Source organism: Agromyces allii (assembly GCF_009749385.1).
Lineage (GTDB): Bacteria > Actinomycetota > Actinomycetes > Actinomycetales > Microbacteriaceae > Agromyces > Agromyces allii.
This window is the reverse complement of sequence record NZ_WBIN01000002.1, coordinates 348968-366518: the sequence shown is the minus strand read 5'-3', so window position 1 is coordinate 366518 and position 17551 is coordinate 348968. Positions and strand designations below refer to the sequence as shown.

The 17551-nt window shown below is 67.7% G+C and carries 15 protein-coding genes and 1 pseudogene; 7 read left to right on the top strand and 9 right to left on the bottom strand.

What is annotated here, in order from left to right:
* Positions 1–49 precede the first annotated feature (49 nt).
* On the bottom strand, positions 50–280 hold the full coding sequence (locus GQR16_RS04235; protein ID WP_157413899.1) for a DUF7455 domain-containing protein: 231 nt from the start codon (positions 278–280) through the stop codon (positions 50–52).
* A gap of 145 nt (positions 281–425) precedes the next feature.
* Between GQR16_RS04235 and GQR16_RS04230 the strand changes: the two genes are divergently transcribed.
* The gene (locus GQR16_RS04230) at positions 426–2504 is read left to right on the top strand and encodes a DNA gyrase/topoisomerase IV subunit B (RefSeq protein WP_157413898.1); all 2079 of its coding nucleotides are present in this window, start codon (positions 426–428) and stop codon (positions 2502–2504) included.
* Between the two features lie 191 nt (positions 2505–2695).
* On the opposite strand, the gene GQR16_RS04225 is transcribed toward GQR16_RS04230, so the two are convergent.
* Positions 2696–5170: a DNA gyrase/topoisomerase IV subunit A gene (locus GQR16_RS04225; protein ID WP_157413897.1), complete on the bottom strand. Its 2475-nt coding sequence runs from the start codon at positions 5168–5170 to the stop codon at positions 2696–2698.
* 78 nt (positions 5171–5248) lie between these two features.
* Between GQR16_RS04225 and GQR16_RS04220 the strand changes: the two genes are divergently transcribed.
* The gene (locus tag GQR16_RS04220; RefSeq protein WP_157413896.1) at positions 5249–6394 is read left to right on the top strand and encodes an alkaline phosphatase family protein; all 1146 of its coding nucleotides are present in this window, start codon (positions 5249–5251) and stop codon (positions 6392–6394) included.
* 56 nt (positions 6395–6450) lie between these two features.
* Here the strand turns inward: GQR16_RS04220 and GQR16_RS04215 are convergent, their stop codons facing one another.
* A complete protein-coding gene (locus GQR16_RS04215; RefSeq protein WP_246200480.1) occupies positions 6451–7035 on the bottom strand; it encodes a DUF3043 domain-containing protein in 585 nt (194 codons plus the stop codon).
* A gap of 38 nt (positions 7036–7073) precedes the next feature.
* Here GQR16_RS04215 and GQR16_RS04210 point away from each other — a divergent pair, with 38 nt between their 5' ends.
* The 5 genes from GQR16_RS04210 (at position 7074) to GQR16_RS04190 (ending at position 12185) form a co-directional block, all read left to right on the top strand.
* Positions 7074–8504, top strand: a complete 1431-nt coding sequence (locus GQR16_RS04210; RefSeq protein WP_157413894.1) for a dipeptidase — start codon at positions 7074–7076, stop codon at positions 8502–8504.
* A gap of 76 nt (positions 8505–8580) precedes the next feature.
* Positions 8581–8931, top strand: coding sequence for an iron-sulfur cluster insertion protein ErpA (erpA, locus tag GQR16_RS04205; protein WP_157413893.1), 351 nt, complete (start codon positions 8581–8583; stop codon positions 8929–8931).
* A 189-nt stretch (positions 8932–9120) separates the two neighbouring features.
* On the top strand, positions 9121–10023 hold the full coding sequence (gene ctaC, locus GQR16_RS04200) for an aa3-type cytochrome oxidase subunit II (protein WP_157413892.1): 903 nt from the start codon (positions 9121–9123) through the stop codon (positions 10021–10023).
* Positions 10020–11756, top strand: a complete 1737-nt coding sequence (gene ctaD, locus GQR16_RS04195) for an aa3-type cytochrome oxidase subunit I (protein WP_157413891.1) — start codon at positions 10020–10022, stop codon at positions 11754–11756. The genes ctaC and ctaD overlap by 4 nt, the downstream gene beginning before the upstream one ends.
* Positions 11757–12185, top strand: coding sequence for a cytochrome c oxidase subunit 4 (locus GQR16_RS04190; protein ID WP_157413890.1), 429 nt, complete (start codon positions 11757–11759; stop codon positions 12183–12185).
* Positions 12186–12398: 213 nt separating this feature from the next.
* Here GQR16_RS04190 and GQR16_RS04185 read toward each other — a convergent pair whose 3' ends face one another.
* The 6 genes and pseudogenes from GQR16_RS04185 to ctaE form a co-directional block, all read right to left on the bottom strand.
* Positions 12399–13100: a methyltransferase domain-containing protein gene (locus GQR16_RS04185; protein WP_170298403.1), complete on the bottom strand. Its 702-nt coding sequence runs from the start codon at positions 13098–13100 to the stop codon at positions 12399–12401.
* A 48-nt stretch (positions 13101–13148) separates the two neighbouring features.
* Positions 13149–13271 (bottom strand): annotated as a pseudogene (locus GQR16_RS20150) (putative RNA methyltransferase); the annotation flags it as partial.
* 32 nt (positions 13272–13303) lie between these two features.
* Entirely contained in the window at positions 13304–14911 is a 1608-nt protein-coding gene (qcrB, locus tag GQR16_RS04180; RefSeq protein WP_157413888.1) for a cytochrome bc1 complex cytochrome b subunit, read from the bottom strand.
* Complete coding sequence (gene qcrA, locus GQR16_RS04175) at positions 14908–15984, bottom strand: cytochrome bc1 complex Rieske iron-sulfur subunit (RefSeq protein ID WP_157413887.1); 1077 nt, start codon at positions 15982–15984, stop codon at positions 14908–14910. Before qcrA ends, qcrB begins: the two co-directional genes overlap by 4 nt.
* A 38-nt stretch (positions 15985–16022) precedes the next feature.
* Entirely contained in the window at positions 16023–16817 is a 795-nt protein-coding gene (gene qcrC, locus GQR16_RS04170) for a cytochrome bc1 complex diheme cytochrome c subunit (RefSeq protein WP_157413886.1), read from the bottom strand.
* Between the two features lie 49 nt (positions 16818–16866).
* Entirely contained in the window at positions 16867–17505 is a 639-nt protein-coding gene (gene ctaE / locus GQR16_RS04165) for an aa3-type cytochrome oxidase subunit III (RefSeq protein WP_157414004.1), read from the bottom strand.
* Between the last annotated feature and the right edge of the window lie 46 nt (positions 17506–17551).

Below are 17551 nucleotides of genomic sequence, written 5' to 3'. Positions count from 1 at the left end.
ACTCCCGGGGCGTTCTTCATCTGCTCGTCTGCTGTGCGACGGCCGCGTGCTACGGGCGGTCGTTGAGGCGCGACGACTCGTCGTGCCAGCTGTGCGCGATCTGCGAGAGCTTCTCCTGGTGCTTGCGCCCGTGGTGAGCGCAGAACAACAGCTCGCCGGTGCCCACGACCACGCGGATGTAGGCCTGCGCTCCACAGGCGTCGCAGCGGTCGAGAGCGGTGAGCTCGTACGGGGTCTCGAGTTCATCGACCGCACCGTTGGTTTCGGTGTACTGCGTCATGGCTCCTCCTCCTGGCTCACTGCGCGAAATCCGTTCATCAATGTAAACACGTAATGGGCGGGCTTCCTTCCGTTCCGCCGGGCATTTCGCTCACCGCGTAGCGTCTGCACGTGAAGGTCGGTCGTGCTCAGTAGGCTTGTGCGACGTGAGCTCCGACTATTCCGCCCGCCATCTCTCCGTGCTCGAAGGCCTCGAGGCCGTTCGCAAGCGCCCCGGCATGTACATCGGCTCGACCGATTCCCGCGGCCTCATGCACTGCCTCTGGGAGATCATCGACAACTCGGTCGACGAGGCGCTCGCAGGTCACGGCAACGAGATCGGCGTTCGGCTGCACCCCGACGGCAGTGTCGAGGTGCGCGACCGGGCCCGCGGCATCCCCGTCGACATCGAGCCGAAGACGGGGCTCTCGGGTGTCGAGGTCGTCTTCACCAAGCTGCACGCCGGCGGCAAGTTCGGATCCGGCTCCTACGCGGCATCCGGTGGGCTGCACGGTGTCGGCGCCTCGGTCGTGAACGCGCTGTCGGAGCGCCTCGACGTCGAGGTCGATCGCGACGGCAAGACCTGGGCGATGTCGTTCCACCGCGGCGAGCCCGGCATCTTCGCAGATAAAGGCGAGCCCTCGCCCGATGCGCCGTTCACCCCGTTCGAGGACCGGAGCGAACTGCGTGTGGTCGGCAAGGTCGCCAAGGGCGTCACCGGCACCCGCATCCGCTACTGGGCCGACCGCCAGATCTTCACCAAGGGCGCCGAGTTCCAGTCCGAAGACCTGCTCGCGCGCGCGCGGCAGACGGCGTTCCTCGTTCCTGGCCTCGCGCTCGACGTGACCGACGAGCGCGGTGAGGCCCCGCACACGATGTCCTTCCAGTTCGAGGGCGGCATCTCGGAGTTCGTCGAGCACCTCGCCGTCGACTCGGCGCTGACCGACGTCTGGCGTCTCACGGGCGTCGGAACCTTCACCGAGACCGTGCCGGTGCTCACCGAGGGCGGCGCCATGGTGCCGACCGAGCTCAAGCGCGAGTGCGCGGTCGACATCGCTCTGCGCTGGGGTACCGGCTACGACACGGTCGTCAAGTCGTTCGTGAACATCATCGCCACGCCCAAGGGCGGCACGCATCAGAACGGGTTCGATCAGGGACTGCTCAAGTTCCTGCGCCAGCAGGTCGAGCTGAACGCTCGTCGCCTGAAGGCCGGCAACGACAAGCTCGAGAAGGACGACGTGCTCGCGGGCCTCACGGCGGTCATCACCGTGCGCCTGCCCGAGCCGCAGTTCGAGGGCCAGACCAAAGAGGTGCTCGGCACCCCGGCCGTGCGCGCGATCGTCTCGAACGTGCTCACGAAGGAGCTTGGCCTCCGCTTCTCGTCCACCAAGCGCGACGACAAGGCGCAGTCCTCGCTGCTGCTCGACAAGGTCGTCGCCGAGATGAAGTCCCGCATCTCCGCGCGCACCCACAAAGAGACGCAGCGACGCAAGAACGCGCTCGAGTCCTCGTCGCTTCCGGCGAAGCTCGTCGACTGCCGATCGACGGATGTCGCGCACAGCGAGCTGTTCATCGTCGAGGGCGATTCGGCGCTCGGCACGGCCAAGCTCGCGCGCGACAGCGAGCACCAGGCGCTCCTGCCCATTCGCGGCAAGATCCTCAACGTGCAGAAGGCGAGCGTGTCCGACATGCTCGGCAACGCCGAGTGCGCCTCGATCATCCAGGTCATCGGCGCCGGCTCGGGTCGCAGCTTCGACATCTCGACGGCGCGCTACGGCAAGGTGATCATCATGAGCGACGCCGACGTCGACGGCGCGCACATCCGCACCCTGCTGCTGACGCTCTTCTTCCGCTACATGCGTCCGATGATCGAAGAGGGCCGGGTGTTCGCGGCCGTGCCGCCGCTGCACCGCGTCGTCGTGATGAACCCCGGGTCCAAGCCCAACGAGACCATCTACACCTACTCCGAGGCCGAGCTGACCGGTGTGCTCGCCGCGCTGAAGAAGCAGGGCAAGCGCTACCAGGACCCGATCCAGCGGTACAAGGGCCTGGGCGAGATGGACGCCGATCAGCTCGCGACCACGACCATGGACCGCCGCCAGCGCACCCTGCGCCGGGTCGGCCTGGGCGACGCCGAGGCCGCCGGCCGGGTCTTCGAGCTGCTCATGGGCAACGAGGTCGCGCCCCGCAAGGAGTTCATCGTCGAGAGCGCCGACGCCATGGAGCGCGATCGCATCGACGCCTGACGGAGGTCTCGACCGGCCTGCTCCGCCCGGGAGGCTCGGCGGTCGGCTCCGGGCGTCGAAGTGGGTCCAGGGCGCCGGCCGGTGCGTCAGGCATTTCATGCACCCGCAGGTGCCGGTGGAGCGCGAATCGCAGCATGACGAACGCGGCGACCCGGATGGGTCGCCGCGTTCGTCGTTCCGGAACGGTGCTGCTACTCGATGCGGGTGCCGATCGCGGCCACGTGGGCCTCGAGCGGCTGACCCGATGCGTCGCGCTTGGCACCAGGATCGGGCAGCTGGCGCGCCGTGCCGTCGGCACCGACCGCGAGCGCGGGGGACGGCCCGACCCACGCCAGGTGCAGGGCGTCCTCGCCCTTGAGGAACCGCTGCGCACGCACGCCGCCGGTGGCACGACCCTTGCCGGGGAACTCAGAGAACTCGCTCACCTTGGCGCTGCCGGTGTCGACGCCGAGCAACGTCTCGTTGCTCGCGGCGATCGTGACGACGACCGTCTGCTCGAGGCGGTCGGAGGGGAGGCTCGTGAAGTGGATCGCATGCGCGCCCGTGCTGAGCTTCATACCCGCCATGCCGCCGGCCGGGCACCCCTGTGGTCGCACGTTCGCCGCAGGGAAGTGCAGCAGCTGGGCGTCGGAGGCCACGAAGACGAGTTCGTCGCCCTCGGAGCCCTGCACGGCACCGACGACCTCGTCGCCGACCTTGAGCCCGATGACCTCGAACTCGGGCTTGTTCGGGTAGGCGCCCGTCGCGACGCGCTTGACGACGCCCTGCTTGGTGCCGAGCGCGATCGAGCGGTCGGAGGTCAGCGAGACGAGCGCGAGCACCCGCTCGTCGCGGTTCGGCAGCGAGAGGTAGTCGCCGATCTTCACCCCGGCGCCCAGCTGCACCGAGGTCGGCGGCAGCATCGGCACGTCGACCGGCGTGAACCGGATGAGCCGGCCGAGGTTCGTGACCGCACCGATCTCCGAGCGGGTCGAGGTCTCGAGCGTCGAGAGGATCGCATCGTGCTTGCTGCGTCGGGCGGGCACGGTGATCGTCGGCACGCCGTTCTCGGTCGCCGCGAGGTCGACCCGTGCGATGCGACCCGTGACCGAGAGGAAGACCCGGCACGGCACGTCGGCGAGCTCGAGGATCGCCGCGGCGCGCTTCGCCGCGGCGCCGGTCGCGACCGGGCGTGCGTCGGTGAGAAGGGTGCGGCGCGGGGTGCCGTACTTCTCGGCGATCTCGGCGAGCTCGTCGGACACGAGCGCCTCGATGCGGTGGCGGCTGGCCAGCAGCGTCTCGAGCTCGTGGATCTCGGCGCGCAGTTTGTCGCGCTCGGCCTCGAGCTCGATGCGCGAGAACTTCGTGAGGCGACGCAGCTGCAGTTCGAGGATGTAGTCGGTCTGCACCAGGCTGAGGTCGAAGACCTCCATGAGTCGCGTGCGCGCCGCGGCCGTGTCGTCGCTCGACCGGATGACCTGGATGACCTCGTCGATGTCGAGGATCGCGATGAGGAGGCCGTCGACGAGGTGCAGGCGCTCCTGGCGGCGTGCCAGACGGTACTGCGAACGGCGGGTGACGACCGAGGTGCGGTGGTCGACGTAGACCTGCAGCAGCTCGCGCAGGCCGAGGGTCTGCGGCCCGCCGTTGACGAGGGCGACGTTGTTGATGTTGAAGGAGTCCTCGAGCGGGGTGAGCCGGTAGAGCTGCTCGAGCACCGCATCGGGGCTGAACCCGGTCTTGATGCCGATGACGAGCCGCAGCCCGTTCGTACGGTCGGTCAGGTCTGTGACATCCGAGATGCCGCTGATCTTCTTGGCGTTGACGCCGTCCTTGATCTTCTCGATGACCTTCTCGGGGCCGACGAGGTAGGGCAGCTCGGTGACGACGAGGCCGGTCTTGCGGGCGGTGATCGACTCGATGCTGACCTTCGCGCGCGTCTTGAAGCTGCCGCGCCCGGTCGCGTACGCGTCGCGGATGCCGGCGAGGCCCACGATCGTGCCGCCCGAGGGCAGGTCGGGCGCGGGAACGAACTCCATGAGGTCGTCGAGCGTCGCGTCGGGGTGCGCGATCAGGTGGCGGGACGCCGCCACGACCTCGATCAGGTTGTGCGGGGCCATGTTCGTCGCCATGCCGACCGCGATGCCGCTCGCGCCGTTGACGAGCAGGTTCGGGTAGGCGGCCGGCAGCACGGCGGGCTGCATGAACTGGTTGTCGTAGTTCGGGACGAAGTCGACGACGTCCTCGTCGAGGCCGTCGTTCATCGCGATCGCGGCCGCGGTCAGGCGCGCCTCGGTGTACCGGGATGCCGCGGGGCCGTCGTCGAGCGAGCCGAAGTTGCCGTGTCCGTCGACGAGGGGGACGCGCAGGGTGAACGCCTGCGCCATGCGCACGAGGGTGTCGTAGATCGCGGTGTCGCCGTGCGGGTGGTACTTGCCCATGACCTCGCCGACGACGCGCGAGGACTTGACGTGGCCGCGCTCGGGGCGCAGGCCCATCTCGTTCATGCCGAACAGGATGCGCCGCTGCACGGGCTTCAATCCGTCGCGCGCATCGGGGAGGGCGCGCGAGTAGATCACCGAGTAGGCGTATTCGAGGAACGAGCCCTGCATCTCGGTGGCGACGTCGACGTCTTCGATGCGTTCGACGATCGGTTCTTCAGCGGGCGGGTTCTTGGCTCGGGTCATCCGTGTTCTCTGCTGCTGGCGACGTGGGGTGCACGACGGGAACGAAGGGCGCGCCCTGCCTATGCGAGACTGGGCGCGATGCCTGCCATGCTACCGGTGCCCACCGACGCCGCTCCGCGCCTCACCGGCGTGATGGATGCTTCGCTCGCCAGTCTCGAGGGTTCCGAGAACGCATTCGGGCTGCCCGCGGCATCCGGTGTCGTCGTCGTGCTGGTCGACGGACTCGGCGCCTCGAACCTGCAGGCGCGCGCAGGACACGCCCGGTTCCTCTCCTCGCGCATGGCCAAGCGCGACGTTATCCGCACGGTGCTGCCCTCGACGACCGCGGCCGCACTCGCGAGCCTGACCACGGGCGCACTGCCCGGCGAGCACGGACTGGTCGGCTACCGGGCGCTCGACGCCGCGAACGACCGGCTCGTCAACCAGCTGAGCGGGTGGGACGCCGCGATGGTGCCCGAGACCTGGCAGCGCTGCGAGACCGTCTTCGAACATGCGTCAGACCGCGGCATCCAGACCTTCGCGATCGGTGCGGCTCGATATGCCGACTCGGGATTCACGCGCGCCGTGCTGCGCGGAGCCGAGTATCGCGCCTCGGCGACCCTCACCGAGCGATTCGACGAGGCGCTCGCCCTGCTGCAGGGCGGCGGCGAGCGGCTCGTCTACCTGTACGTGCCCGAACTCGACCAGGCCGCGCATGCGCACGGTTGGGAGTCCGATCGCTGGTTGGGCCTGCTCGAGCAGCTCGACGGCGAGATCGCGAGCTTCGAGCAGCGGATGCCGCGCACGGCCGGTCTGCTCGTCACCGCCGACCACGGCGTGGTCGACGTGCCGTCGCACCGCCACGTGCTCGTCGACGCGAAACCCGAGCTCGTCGACGGCGTCCGCCACATCGGCGGGGAGCCGAGGTTCCTCTCCCTCTACCTCGACCCGGGGCTCGACGATGGGGAGCGCGCCGCCCTGCTGGAACGCTGGCGCGAGTCCGAGGGGCACCGTGCGTGGGTGCTCTCGCGCGACGAGGCGATCGACGCCGGCCTCTACGGCTCCGTCGCCGACGAGGTGCGCCCCCGCATCGGCGACATCCTCGTGGCTGCACGGGCCGGCATCGCGTACTACGACTCCCGCGAGTCGAACCGCCAGGCCGAGGCCATGATCGGGCAGCACGGGTCGCTCAGCGACGAGGAGACGCGGGTGCCGCTGATCCGGGGCGGCGTGTTCCGCCGGTGACACGACGACGGCCGGGGGCATCCGCCACCGGCCGTCGTCGTCGTGCTCGTCGTGTGTCAGCTCGGGTACTGCCCGCGCTTGACCTGCGGCTTCGGCAGGCGGAGCATGCGCAGCTGCAGGGCGCGCATCGCGGCGTACCAGCGCACGCGCTCGACCTTGTCGCCGTAGCGCTGGCGGAGCTTGCGCGTGAGCACCGCGCCCAGGATGATCACGTCGATCACCGAGACGAGGAAGAACGACCACAGGGCGATGATGCCGATGGCCTGCACCTGCGCGCTCGGGATGAAGGTCAGGATGATGACCGCGAACATCACCGGGATCAGGATCTCGCCGATGCTGAATCGCGCGTCGACGTAGTCGCGCACGAACTTCTTCTGCGGACCGCGGTCGCGGAGGGGCAGGTAGCGCTCGTCGCCGGCGGCCATGCCGACGCGGGCGCGGTCGCGCGCCTCGGCCTCCTTCGCGCGTGCCGCCTTCTTCGCTTCCTTGCGGTCGTCGGGCACGAGCGGTCGCTTGCGGGCGGCCTCCTGCTGGGCGCGGGTGGGCGTGGGTGCGCCCTTGCCGCCGGACTTGAGGCGCGCCTGCGTCTCTTCGAGCGTCTCGGCGCTCGGTTGTTCGCTGTTGGTGGGGTTGTTTGCCACGGGGATCCCTCGAATCGGTTCCCCTTAAGATTACCGGCATGACCGAGCACCAGCCCACCGATCACGAATCCATCGGCGCACCCGACCTCACGGCCGCGATCCGCGACGCCGTCGACGTCGGATTCCCCTCGACCGTCGCGGATCTCGCGAACCTCGTCCGCATCCCGTCCGTCTCGTGGCCCGCGTTCGACGCGGCGCACGTCGCTCAGAGCGCCGAGGCCGTCGCCGAACTCCTCCGGGGCACGGGGGTCTTCGACCTCGTCGACATCCGCCGCTCCGCCGTCGAAGACGGCTCCGAGCTCGGCCAGCCGGCCGTGGTCGCCAGCCGTCCGGCCCGCAACGGGCGCCCGACCGTGCTCCTGTACGCCCACCACGACGTGCAGCCCCCCGGCAAGGAGGAGGACTGGGAGACCTCGCCGTTCGAGCCCACGCAGCGCGGCGATCGCCTCTACGGCCGTGGCGCGGCCGACGACAAGGCGGGCGTGATGGCGCACGTCGGCGCCATCCGCGCGTTCGCCGAGGCCGCCGGCGACTTCGACCTCGGCATCGCCGTGTTCATCGAGGGCGAGGAGGAGTGGGCTTCGCGGTCGTTCGCGAACTTCCTCCGCGACAACCGCGAGCTGCTCGCCGCCGACGCGATCGTCGTCGCCGACTCGGGCAACTGGGACCTCGAGACCCCGGCGATCACGGTCGCGCTCCGTGGCGCCGTCGCCTTCAACGTGCGCATCCGCACGCTCGCCCACGCGTCGCACTCCGGCATGTACGGGGGAGCGGTTCCCGACGCCATGCTCGCCGCGATCCGACTGCTCGACACGCTCTGGACCGCCGACGGCTCGGTGGCCGTCGACGGGCTCACGAGCGCCGACCTCGAGCCGCCCGCCTACGACGAGGCGCAGCTCCGCGCCGAGACCGGCCTGCTCGACGGCGTCGCGCCCATCGGCGACGGCCCGATCCTGTCGCGCATCTGGGCGAAGCCGTCCGTCACGATCACGGGCATCGACGCACCGGATGTCGCGAACGCCTCGAACACGCTCGTGCCGGAGGTGCTGGTGCGGGTGAGCGCCCGCATCGCGCCCGGGCAGGACGCCTCGGCGGCCTACGACGCGATCCGCGCCCATCTCGAGGCGAACGCGCCGTTCGGCGTGCAGCTCGGCTTCGAGGGCGTCGACCTCGGACAGGCGTTCCTCGTCGACACCTCCGGTTGGGCCGTGGAGGACACGCGTGCCGCGATGGCGGAGGCCTGGGGCCGGCCCCCGGTCGACATCGGCGTCGGCGGCTCGATCCCGTTCATCGCCGAGCTCGTCGAGGAGTTCCCCGGCGCGCAGATCCTCGTCACGGGCGTCGAGGACCCCGACTCGCGGGCGCACAGCCCCAACGAGTCGCTGCACCTCGGCGTCTTCAAGCGTGCGCTCCTCAGCGAGGCGCTGCTGCTCGCGAGTCTCGACGCGCGGGGGAGCGAGGCATCCTGATTCCGGGCCATCTCGCAGCCCGCCGGGTTAGACTTCCAGTGAACATGAGGCGTTCTTCGACGCACCGAGGAGAGACATGAGCGACACGATCACCGAAACGACGCATGGCGTGAAGCTGAGCGATCCCGCAGCCGACAAGGTGCGGAGCCTCCTCACCCAAGAGGGTCGCGACGACCTGCGACTCCGCGTCGCGGTGCAGCCCGGCGGCTGCTCGGGCCTCATCTACCAACTGTACTTCGACGAGCGTCTGCTCGACGGCGACGCGGTCGTCGACTTCGACGGCGTCGAGGTCATCGTCGACAAGATGAGCGTGCCGTACCTCGACGGCGCCTCGATCGACTTCGAGGACACGATCCAGAAGCAGGGCTTCACGATCGACAACCCGAACGCCCAGGGCAGCTGCGCCTGTGGAGACTCGTTCCACTGAGGATCATTCAGGACCAAGCAAAGGGAGGCTGCCGCTGGCAGCCTCCCTTTCTTTCTTTGCGCCGATGATGGCGGAATTCCGCGCCGAAACGGGCCTGGGATGCACACTGGCGGGGCTGAGTCGGAGTAGGCTGTTCAACGATCATGCGCTTCGCTGTGAAGCGCCTTCGAGTCTCCCGAAAGGTCACCGGTGCGCCACAATCGCCGTCTCCGATGGGCTGCCATCCCGATCGCAGCGTCACTCAGCCTCGTTCTCGCGGGGTGCACGCAGGCACAGCTCAACGGGTTCCTGCCGGGCTTCGAGGAGGGGCAGCCTCCCGTCACGAACCACACCGAGCGCGTCTCGGGCCTGTGGGTCACGTCGTGGATCGTGCTGCTCGTCGTCGGCGTCATCACGTGGGGCCTCACCATCTGGGCTGTCATCGCATACCGCCGCCGCAAGGGCCAGACCGGCCTTCCGGTGCAGCTGCGCTACAACATGCCGATCGAGGTCTTCTACACGATCGTCCCCCTGATCCTCGTGCTGGGCTTCTTCGCCTTCACCGCACGCGACCAGGAGGCCATCGAGCAGCGCTTCGCGGCTGACGACATCGACGTCCAGGTCGAGGTCATCGCCAAGCAGTGGGCGTGGGACTTCAACTACGTGAACGAAGACGTCTACTCGCCCGGCATCCAGGGCCAGCTCGACGACGAGGGCCCCGAGGGTTCGCTGGTCGAGTCCGAGATCCCCACGCTCTACCTGCCCGTCGGCAAGAACGTCGAGATCGAGCTCGAGTCGCGCGACGTCATCCACTCGTTCTGGGTCGTGGACTTCCTCTACAAGAAGGACATGTTCCCCGGCAAGACGAACTACATGTCGTTCATCCCCGAACGTGAGGGCACCTACGAGGGCAAGTGCGCCGAGCTCTGCGGCGAGTACCACTCGCTCATGCTCTTCAACGTCAAGGTCGTCTCCGAAGCGGAGTACGAGGACTACATCCAGTCGTTGCGCGATCTCGGCCAGGAGGGTCAGCTCTCCAACGAGTACGACCGCAACCAGAACCTGCCCGGAACGGGCGCGCCCGAATTGAAAGAGGAGCACGAAGGCGAATGAGCACCACGACCGCACCGGCTCGGCCGCAGTCGAGCAGCCTTCCCTTCGGGGCCTCCAAGGTCGAGCGCAAGGGCAACGTCCTCGTCAAGTGGATCACCTCGACCGACCACAAGGTCATCGGGTACATGTACCTGATCACCTCGTTCGTCTTCTTCTGCATCGGCGGCGTGATGGCGCTGATCATCCGCGCCCAGCTCTTCGAGCCCGGCCTCGAGATCGTGCAGACGCGTGAGCAGTACAACCAGCTCTTCACGATGCACGGCACGATCATGCTGCTCATGTTCGCGACGCCGCTCTTCGCCGGCTTCGCCAACGTGCTCATGCCGCTGCAGATCGGTGCTCCCGACGTCGCGTTCCCGCGACTGAACGCGTTCGCCTTCTGGATGTTCGCCTTCGGCTCGCTCATGGCGGTCGCCGGCTTCTTCACCCCGCAGGGCGCGGCCTCGTTCGGCTGGTTCGCGTATCAGCCACTGGCCTCCACGACGTTCTCACCAGGCGTCGGCGGAAACCTCTGGATGCTCGGCCTCGGCCTCTCCGGCTTCGGCACCATCCTCGGTGCGGTGAACTTCATCACCACGATCATCACGATGCGCGCCCCCGGCATGACCATGTTCCGCATGCCGATCTTCACGTGGAACACGCTCGTGACGTCGATCCTGGTGCTGATGGCGTTCCCCGTGCTCGCCGCCGCCATGCTCGCCGCCGCTGCCGACCGCGTGTTCGACGCGCACATCTACGATCCCGCCAACGGCGGCGTCATCCTCTGGCAGCACCTCTTCTGGTTCTTCGGCCACCCCGAGGTCTACATCATCGCGCTGCCGTTCTTCGGCATCGTCTCCGAGATCTTCCCGGTGTTCAGCCGCAAGCCGATCTTCGGGTACACGACCCTCGTCTACGCGACGATCGCGATCGCCGCGCTGTCCGTGACGGTCTGGGCGCACCACATGTACGTCACCGGGTCGGTGCTCCTGCCGTTCTTCTCGTTGATGACCATGCTGATCGCGGTTCCAACGGGTGTGAAGATCTTCAACTGGATCGGCACGATGTGGCGAGGGTCGATCACGTTCGAGACGCCGCTCGTCTGGTCGGTCGGCTTCCTCATCACCTTCGTGTTCGGTGGCCTCACCGGCGTCATCCTCGCGTCGCCGCCGCTCGACTTCGCCGTGTCCGACACGTACTTCGTCGTCGCGCACTTCCACTACGTCGTCTTCGGCACCGTCGTGTTCGCCATGTTCGCGGGCTTCTACTTCTGGTGGCCCAAGTGGACCGGCAAGATGCTCAACGAGTCGTTGGGCAAGTGGCACTTCTGGCTGCTCTTCATCGGCTTCCACACGACCTTCCTGATCCAGCACTGGCTCGGAGTCGTGGCGATGCCCCGCCGGTACTACTCGTACCTGCCCGAAGACAACATCACCTGGATGAACCAGCTCTCGACGATCGGTTCCGCGATCCTCGCGATCTCGCTGATCCCGTTCTTCCTGAACGTCTACATCACGGCTCGTCGTGCACCCAAGGTCACGGTGAACGACCCGTGGGGCTACGGCCGCTCGCTCGAGTGGGCGACCAGCTGCCCGCCGCCGCGCCACAACTTCACCTCGATCCCGCGCATTCGCTCGGAGTCGCCCGCATTCGACCTCAACCACCCCGAGGCCGGCATCCCCGTCGGAATCGGAGCAGGCAAGGACGCGCCCGACGCGCCCGTGTTCGACGTCGAGACGAAGGAAGTCAAGTAGATGCGCGCGAACGTCGTTCTCTTCTGGATCCTCGCCGGATTCTTCGCGGTCGCTGCTGCGATCTACATCGTCTGGACGACCCTCAGCGGCATCGAGGCGAACGGCGGCCCCGAGTGGGTCGGCCTCGTCGCGATCTCGCTGAGTGCGGTCCTGGCCGCGTTCATCGCGTTCTACCTCGGACGGGTGCACAAGGCGCAGGGTGCAGAACTCCCCGAAGACCGGCTCGATGCGAACATCGACGACGGCGACCCCGAGCTCGGCTTCTTCAGCCCCTGGAGCTGGTGGCCGATCATGCTCGCCGGTTCTGCGGCGCTGCTGTTCCTCGGACTCGCCGTCGGCTTCTGGATCTCGTTCATCGCCGTCGGCGTGGGCGTCATCAGCCTCGTCGGCTGGGTCTACGAGTACTACCGCGGCAACTTCGCCCGCTGACCTGCAACACCTGAAAGCGGCCCCGACACGATGTGTCGGGGCCGCTTCGTGCTTCTCCGAACGCTTCCTCCGAGCGGACAGCCCTCATGGGTGGGAGTACTGCCAGGTGCGACGTCAGAGGGGGAGTGGCTGGGCCAGTCCGCGCCCGCCATCTATGGGGCTGGTCGCCTTCATCGGCGTCGCGTCGCGTACTCGCGAACACCCGCTCGAGAACTACCGGCGGAATGCCAGGACGTCGACCGAGACCGTGACCTGCTGTTCGGTCTCGTGGGTGGCCGCTTCGCCGGCCGGGCCGGCGTCGTTCGCGGCCGCCTCGGCCACGTGGTGGGCGGATGGCCCCATGGCGACGAGATGCGCGCGCTGATCGTCGCTGATCGACGCCGAGTACTCGACGTGCGCCGTTTCGGCGAGGTCGAAGCCGGCCGCCCCGAGGGACTCGGTGACGAGGCGTTCCTTGTCGGCCGGCACCGTCAGGACGGATCCGTCGCGTCGGAGCTCGGCGAGGTGGTTCTCACGAGGGACCACCACCACGAGCGTGCCCCCCGGACGGACGACTCGTGCGTACTCTTCGGGATTGCGTGGGGCGAAGACGTTGAGGGCGAGATCTGCCGAGTCATCCCGCAGGGGGAGTGGGCGCCAGATGTCGAGCACGACCCCGGTCGCGCCGGGGACCGCGCGCACGGCGACGCGCACGGCGACGGGAGAGCGATCGGCGACCAGGACCGCAGCCGCTGAGACGCGCTCAGCGACACGTGAGGCGTAGTAGCCGGTGCCGCAGCCGAAGTCGACGAGGCGAGGCCCGAGCGGGCCGCCAGCGGGCAGCGAGGCGAGGTTCCGCTGTGCGAGGTCGGCGATCGCGTCGGCGATCGGCACGTAGAGGGCCGAGTCGAGCAGCGCTGCTCGAGCGGTCAGCATCTTGTGATCGTCACCCACGGTGCGCGGAGCGCGCGGAGGAAGAAGTGTCACGGTGCCCTGACGGGCCACGTCGAAACGGTGGCCGTTCTCGCATCCGATGACGAGGTCGGCGGTCGCCGACAGCGGGGAGAAGCAGTTCGGGCACCGGAACCACGTCGTGTCGAACGACATGGTCACGGTGCCCGAAGTGTCGGATCGGTCGATCAGTGGTGACCGCCGTGGCCGGACTCGATCTCGCCCTTGGTGACGGGGGCGATGCGGTCCTCGAAGAACCAGCGCGAGAGCGAGGCACGGAAGCGCTGACCCACCGTGATCTTGCCGCGAGCGTTCGGGCGGATCATGAGCGGCTCGTAGGTCTCGAAGCTCACCAGACGCCAGCGGTCGTACTCGTCGAGCTGCTCGTGCACCTCGATGAACTCGCCACCGGGCAGGCGCACGATGCGGCCGGACTCGAAACCGTGCAGCACGATCTCGCGGTCCTTCTTCTGCAGTGCGATGCAGACGCGCTTCGCGATGAAGAAAGCGACGAACGGTCCGAGGATCACGACCGCCTGGAGCGCGTGGATCACGCCCTCCATGGTCAGCGAGAAGTGCGTCGCGAGGATGTCCGAGCTCGCAGCGGCCCAGAGGCCCGCGTAGAACGTGACACCGGCGGCGCCGATCGCCGTGCGGGTCGGAGCGTTGCGGGGACGGTCCGCGATGTGGTGCTCGCGCTTGTCGCCCGTGATCCACGCCTCGATGAAGGGGTAGAGGAGCACCAGGACGATGAAGATGCCGATGGCGATGAGCGGCACGAGGATGTTGAACGACCACGTGCGGTCGAGCCAGACGAACTCCCATCCCGGCGGGATGAGGCGGAGCGCACCGTCGGCGAAGCCGATGTACCAGTCGGGCTGCGTACCTGCCGACACCGGGGAGGGGTCGTAGGGGCCGTAGTTCCAGATCGGGTTGATCGTGAACAGCGAGGCGATGAGCGCGATGACACCGAAGATGATGAAGAAGAATCCACCGGCCTTCGCGGCGTACACCGGGAGCACGGGCGGGCCGACGGCGTTCTGCTGGGTCTTGCCAGGGCCGGCGTACTGCGTGTGTTTGTGCACGACGACGAACACGAGGTGCAGCGCGATGAACGCGATGACCAGGGCCGGCAGCAGCATGATGTGCAGCGAGTACAGGCGGCCCACGATCTGCGTGCCCGGGAACTCGCCGCCGAAGAGGAGGAACGAGATCCAGGTGCCGACCAGCGGGATGCCCTTGATCAGGCCGTCGATGATGCGGAGGCCGTTGCCCGAGAGCAGGTCGTCGGGGAGCGAGTATCCCGTGAAGCCCTCTGCCATCGCGAGGATGAACAGCGTGAAGCCGATCACCCAGTTGAACTCGCGCGGCTTGCGGAACGCACCCGTGAAGTAGATGCGCAGCATGTGCAGGCCGATCGCAGCCACGAAGAGCAGTGCAGCCCAGTGGTGCATCTGGCGCACGAAGAGGCCGCCGCGGATGTCGAACGAGATGTCGAGGGTCGACGCCATGGCGACCGACATCTCGACGCCCTTGAGCGGCACGTACGAGCCGTCGTAGTGGACCTCGGCCATCGACGCCTGGAAGAAGAACGTCAGGAACGTGCCCGAGATCAGGATGACGACGAACGAGAAGAGTGCGACCTCACCGAGGAGGAACGACCAGTGGTCGGGGAAGGCCTTGCGACCGAGCTCCTTGATGAAGCCGGCGACGCTCGTGCGTTCGTTCACATAGACCGCGGCAGCGGTCGTGAACGATCGCTTCTGCGTGCCGGTGGTGGGCGATGCGGTGCTCAATGACGCTCCCAGAAGCTCGGGCCGACGGGTTCGGTGAAGTCACTCTGCGCGATGAGGTAGCCCTCGTCGTCGATGGCGATCGGCAGCTGCGGCAGCGGCCGCTTGGCCGGTCCGAAGATGACCTCGCAGTGGTTCGCGACGTCGAACTGGGACTGGTGGCACGGGCAGAGCAGGTGGTGCGTGTGCTGCTCGTAGAGCGCCACGGGGCATCCGACGTGCGTGCAGATCTTGGAGTAGGCCACGATGCCGTCGTAGGACCAGCTCTCGCGCTCGGGAAGCTGGTTCAGCTCGCTCGGGTCGAGGCGCATGAGGAGGACGGCCGCCTTGGCCTTCTCCTCGAGCTTGCCGTGCTCGAGCTCCGCGAGCCCTTCGGGGATCACGTGGAAGGCGCTGCCGATCGTGACGTCGGACGCCTTGATCGCCACGCCGCTGGGGTCGAGCGCGAGTCGCGTGCCCTTGCGCCACATGGTGTGGCTGAGGAGGGGCACGGGGAGTTCGTCCTGCGGCGCGAAGCCACGGAAGAGCACGACGGCCGGGAGCGGGAAGACGACGAGCGCTCCGATGAGGCTGTTGCGGATGACCGCACGACGCGTGAAGCCCGACTCGCGGTCGGCGTCGGCGAAGACCTTCGCTGCAGCCGCCTGCGTCTCGGGGGAGCCGCCGACCTCGTGACGCTCGTCGACGAGCTCGACATCGACCATGACGGCCTTGCCCCAGTGCACGATGCCGATGCCCAGTGCGAGGAGCGCGAGCGTCGCGCCGAGTCCGATGAAGAGGTTGTTCAGGCGGACGTCGCCGACGTTGTTCGACTCCATCGGGAAGAGCATGTAGGCGGCGACCGCCCAGAGGCTGCCGAGGGCCGACAGGTAGAACAGCGTGTAGACGGTGCGCTGCGCGCGCTTCTCGCGCTTGGGGTCCTCGTCGGTGACGCGAGGGCGATGCGGCGGGAATCCGGGGTTCGCGAATGCGTCCTGAACGATCAGCGCGGTGCCGGGCGAGGCATCGGATTCGTGCGCGGCATGCGACGAGTCGGCAGCGGTGAGCTCAGCTCCGCTGTGGTCGTCCTGGGCCATGGTTCTCCTTCTTCAGGTACTTCGGTACCGACGTGCGCTTAGTTGGACTTCGCCGTGATCCACACGGTGATCGCGACGATCGCGCCGAGACCGAAGATCCAGATGAACAGACCCTCGGCAACGGGGCCGAGCGAGCCGAGCTCGAATCCGCCGGGAGACCGGTTGTCCTGGACGTACTTGAGGTACGTGATGATGTCGCGCTTGTCTTCGGGCGAGATGTTCATGTCGCTGAAGACCGGCATGTTCTGCGGTCCGGTGACCATCGCCTCGTAGATGTGCACGCCGCTGGTCTCGGTGAGGGCGGGTGCGAACTTGCCCTCGGTGAGCGCGCCGCCGGCGCCCGCGACGTTGTGGCACATCGCGCAGTTGATGCGGAAGAGCTCGGCGCCGTTCGCGGCGTCGCCGCCGCCGTCGACGAGGTGTGCGGGCGGGATCGACGGGCCGGGGCCCAGCGAGGCGACGAATGCGGCCAGCTGGAGGATCTGCTCGTCGGTGAACTGAACCGGCTTGACCTGCGCCTGCGGGCCCTGCATCTGCATGGGCATGCGGCCGGTGCCGACCTGGAAGTCGACCGACGCTGCGCCGACGCCGACGAGGCTCGGGCCCGTGCCGGTGCCTTCGCCCGAGAGTCCGTGGCAGGTCGCGCAGTTCGCCTGGAAGAGCTTCTTGCCCTCGTCGATCGTCTGCTGCGAGGTCAGGTCGGTCTCGGCCTGCGCGGTGGTGCCCGCGCTCAGGGCGGCGTACGCGCCGCCCGTGAAGATGAGTCCGATCGCGAGCAATGCGACCGTGGCGAGCGGGTGCCTGCGGCCGGTACGTCGCTTCTGGCGGTTCATGGGGTTCTTCCTGTTCGCGTGCATGCTGGGTGGGCGCTCCTGCTTGCGATTATTTGAGGACGTAGATGACCAGGAACAGGCCGATCCAGACGACGTCGACGAAGTGCCAGTAGTAGGACACGACGATCGCGCTCGTGGCCTCCTTGTGGCCGAAGTTCTTCACGGCGAAGACGCGGCCGATGACGAGGAGGAACGCGATGAGACCGCCGGTCACGTGCAGGCCGTGGAAGCCGGTGGTGAGGTAGAAGGCCGACCCGTAGGAATCGGAGGAGAGGGAGATGCCCTCGGAGACGAGCGTCGCGTACTCCCAGACCTGGCCGGAGACGAAGATCGCGCCCATGGCGAAGGTGAGGAAGAACCACTCGACCATGCCCCACTGGGTCGGCTTCCAGCCGGTGGCGTAGGGCTGCATCTTCTCGGCAGCGAACACGCCGAACTGGCACGTCACCGAGGAGAGCACGAGGATGATCGTGTTCGTCAGGGAGAACGGGAAGTTCAGCACGTCGGCCTGCGCCGCCCACAGCTCGGGCGACATCGACCGGAGCGTGAAGTAGATCGCGAAGAGGCCTGCGAAGAACATGACCTCGCTGCCGAGCCAGACGATCGTGCCCACCGCTACGGTGTTCGGTCGTTTGATCACCGGCGCGCTCGCCTGGAAAGTCAATGAAGTGCTCGTCACGAAGACCATTATGGCTGAAATCAGCACTGAGTTTTCGTCATCCTCGGCAGACGTG

Coding starts and splice junctions, on each gene's coding strand:
- GQR16_RS04235 (WP_157413899.1), bottom strand. CDS start 280: ATGACGCAGTACACCGAAACCAACGGTGCGGTCGATGAACTCGAGACC.
- GQR16_RS04225 (WP_157413897.1), bottom strand. CDS start 5,170: ATGACCCGAGCCAAGAACCCGCCCGCTGAAGAACCGATCGTCGAACGC.
- GQR16_RS04220 (WP_157413896.1), top strand. CDS start 5,249: ATGCCTGCCATGCTACCGGTGCCCACCGACGCCGCTCCGCGCCTCACC.
- GQR16_RS04210 (WP_157413894.1), top strand. CDS start 7,074: ATGACCGAGCACCAGCCCACCGATCACGAATCCATCGGCGCACCCGAC.
- erpA (WP_157413893.1), top strand. CDS start 8,581: ATGAGCGACACGATCACCGAAACGACGCATGGCGTGAAGCTGAGCGAT.
- ctaD (WP_157413891.1), top strand. CDS start 10,020: ATGAGCACCACGACCGCACCGGCTCGGCCGCAGTCGAGCAGCCTTCCC.
- GQR16_RS04190 (WP_157413890.1), top strand. CDS start 11,757: ATGCGCGCGAACGTCGTTCTCTTCTGGATCCTCGCCGGATTCTTCGCG.
- GQR16_RS04185 (WP_170298403.1), bottom strand. CDS start 13,100: ATGCTGACCGCTCGAGCAGCGCTGCTCGACTCGGCCCTCTACGTGCCG.
- qcrA (WP_157413887.1), bottom strand. CDS start 15,984: ATGGCCCAGGACGACCACAGCGGAGCTGAGCTCACCGCTGCCGACTCG.
- qcrC (WP_157413886.1), bottom strand. CDS start 16,817: ATGAACCGCCAGAAGCGACGTACCGGCCGCAGGCACCCGCTCGCCACG.
- ctaE (WP_157414004.1), bottom strand. CDS start 17,505: ATGGTCTTCGTGACGAGCACTTCATTGACTTTCCAGGCGAGCGCGCCG.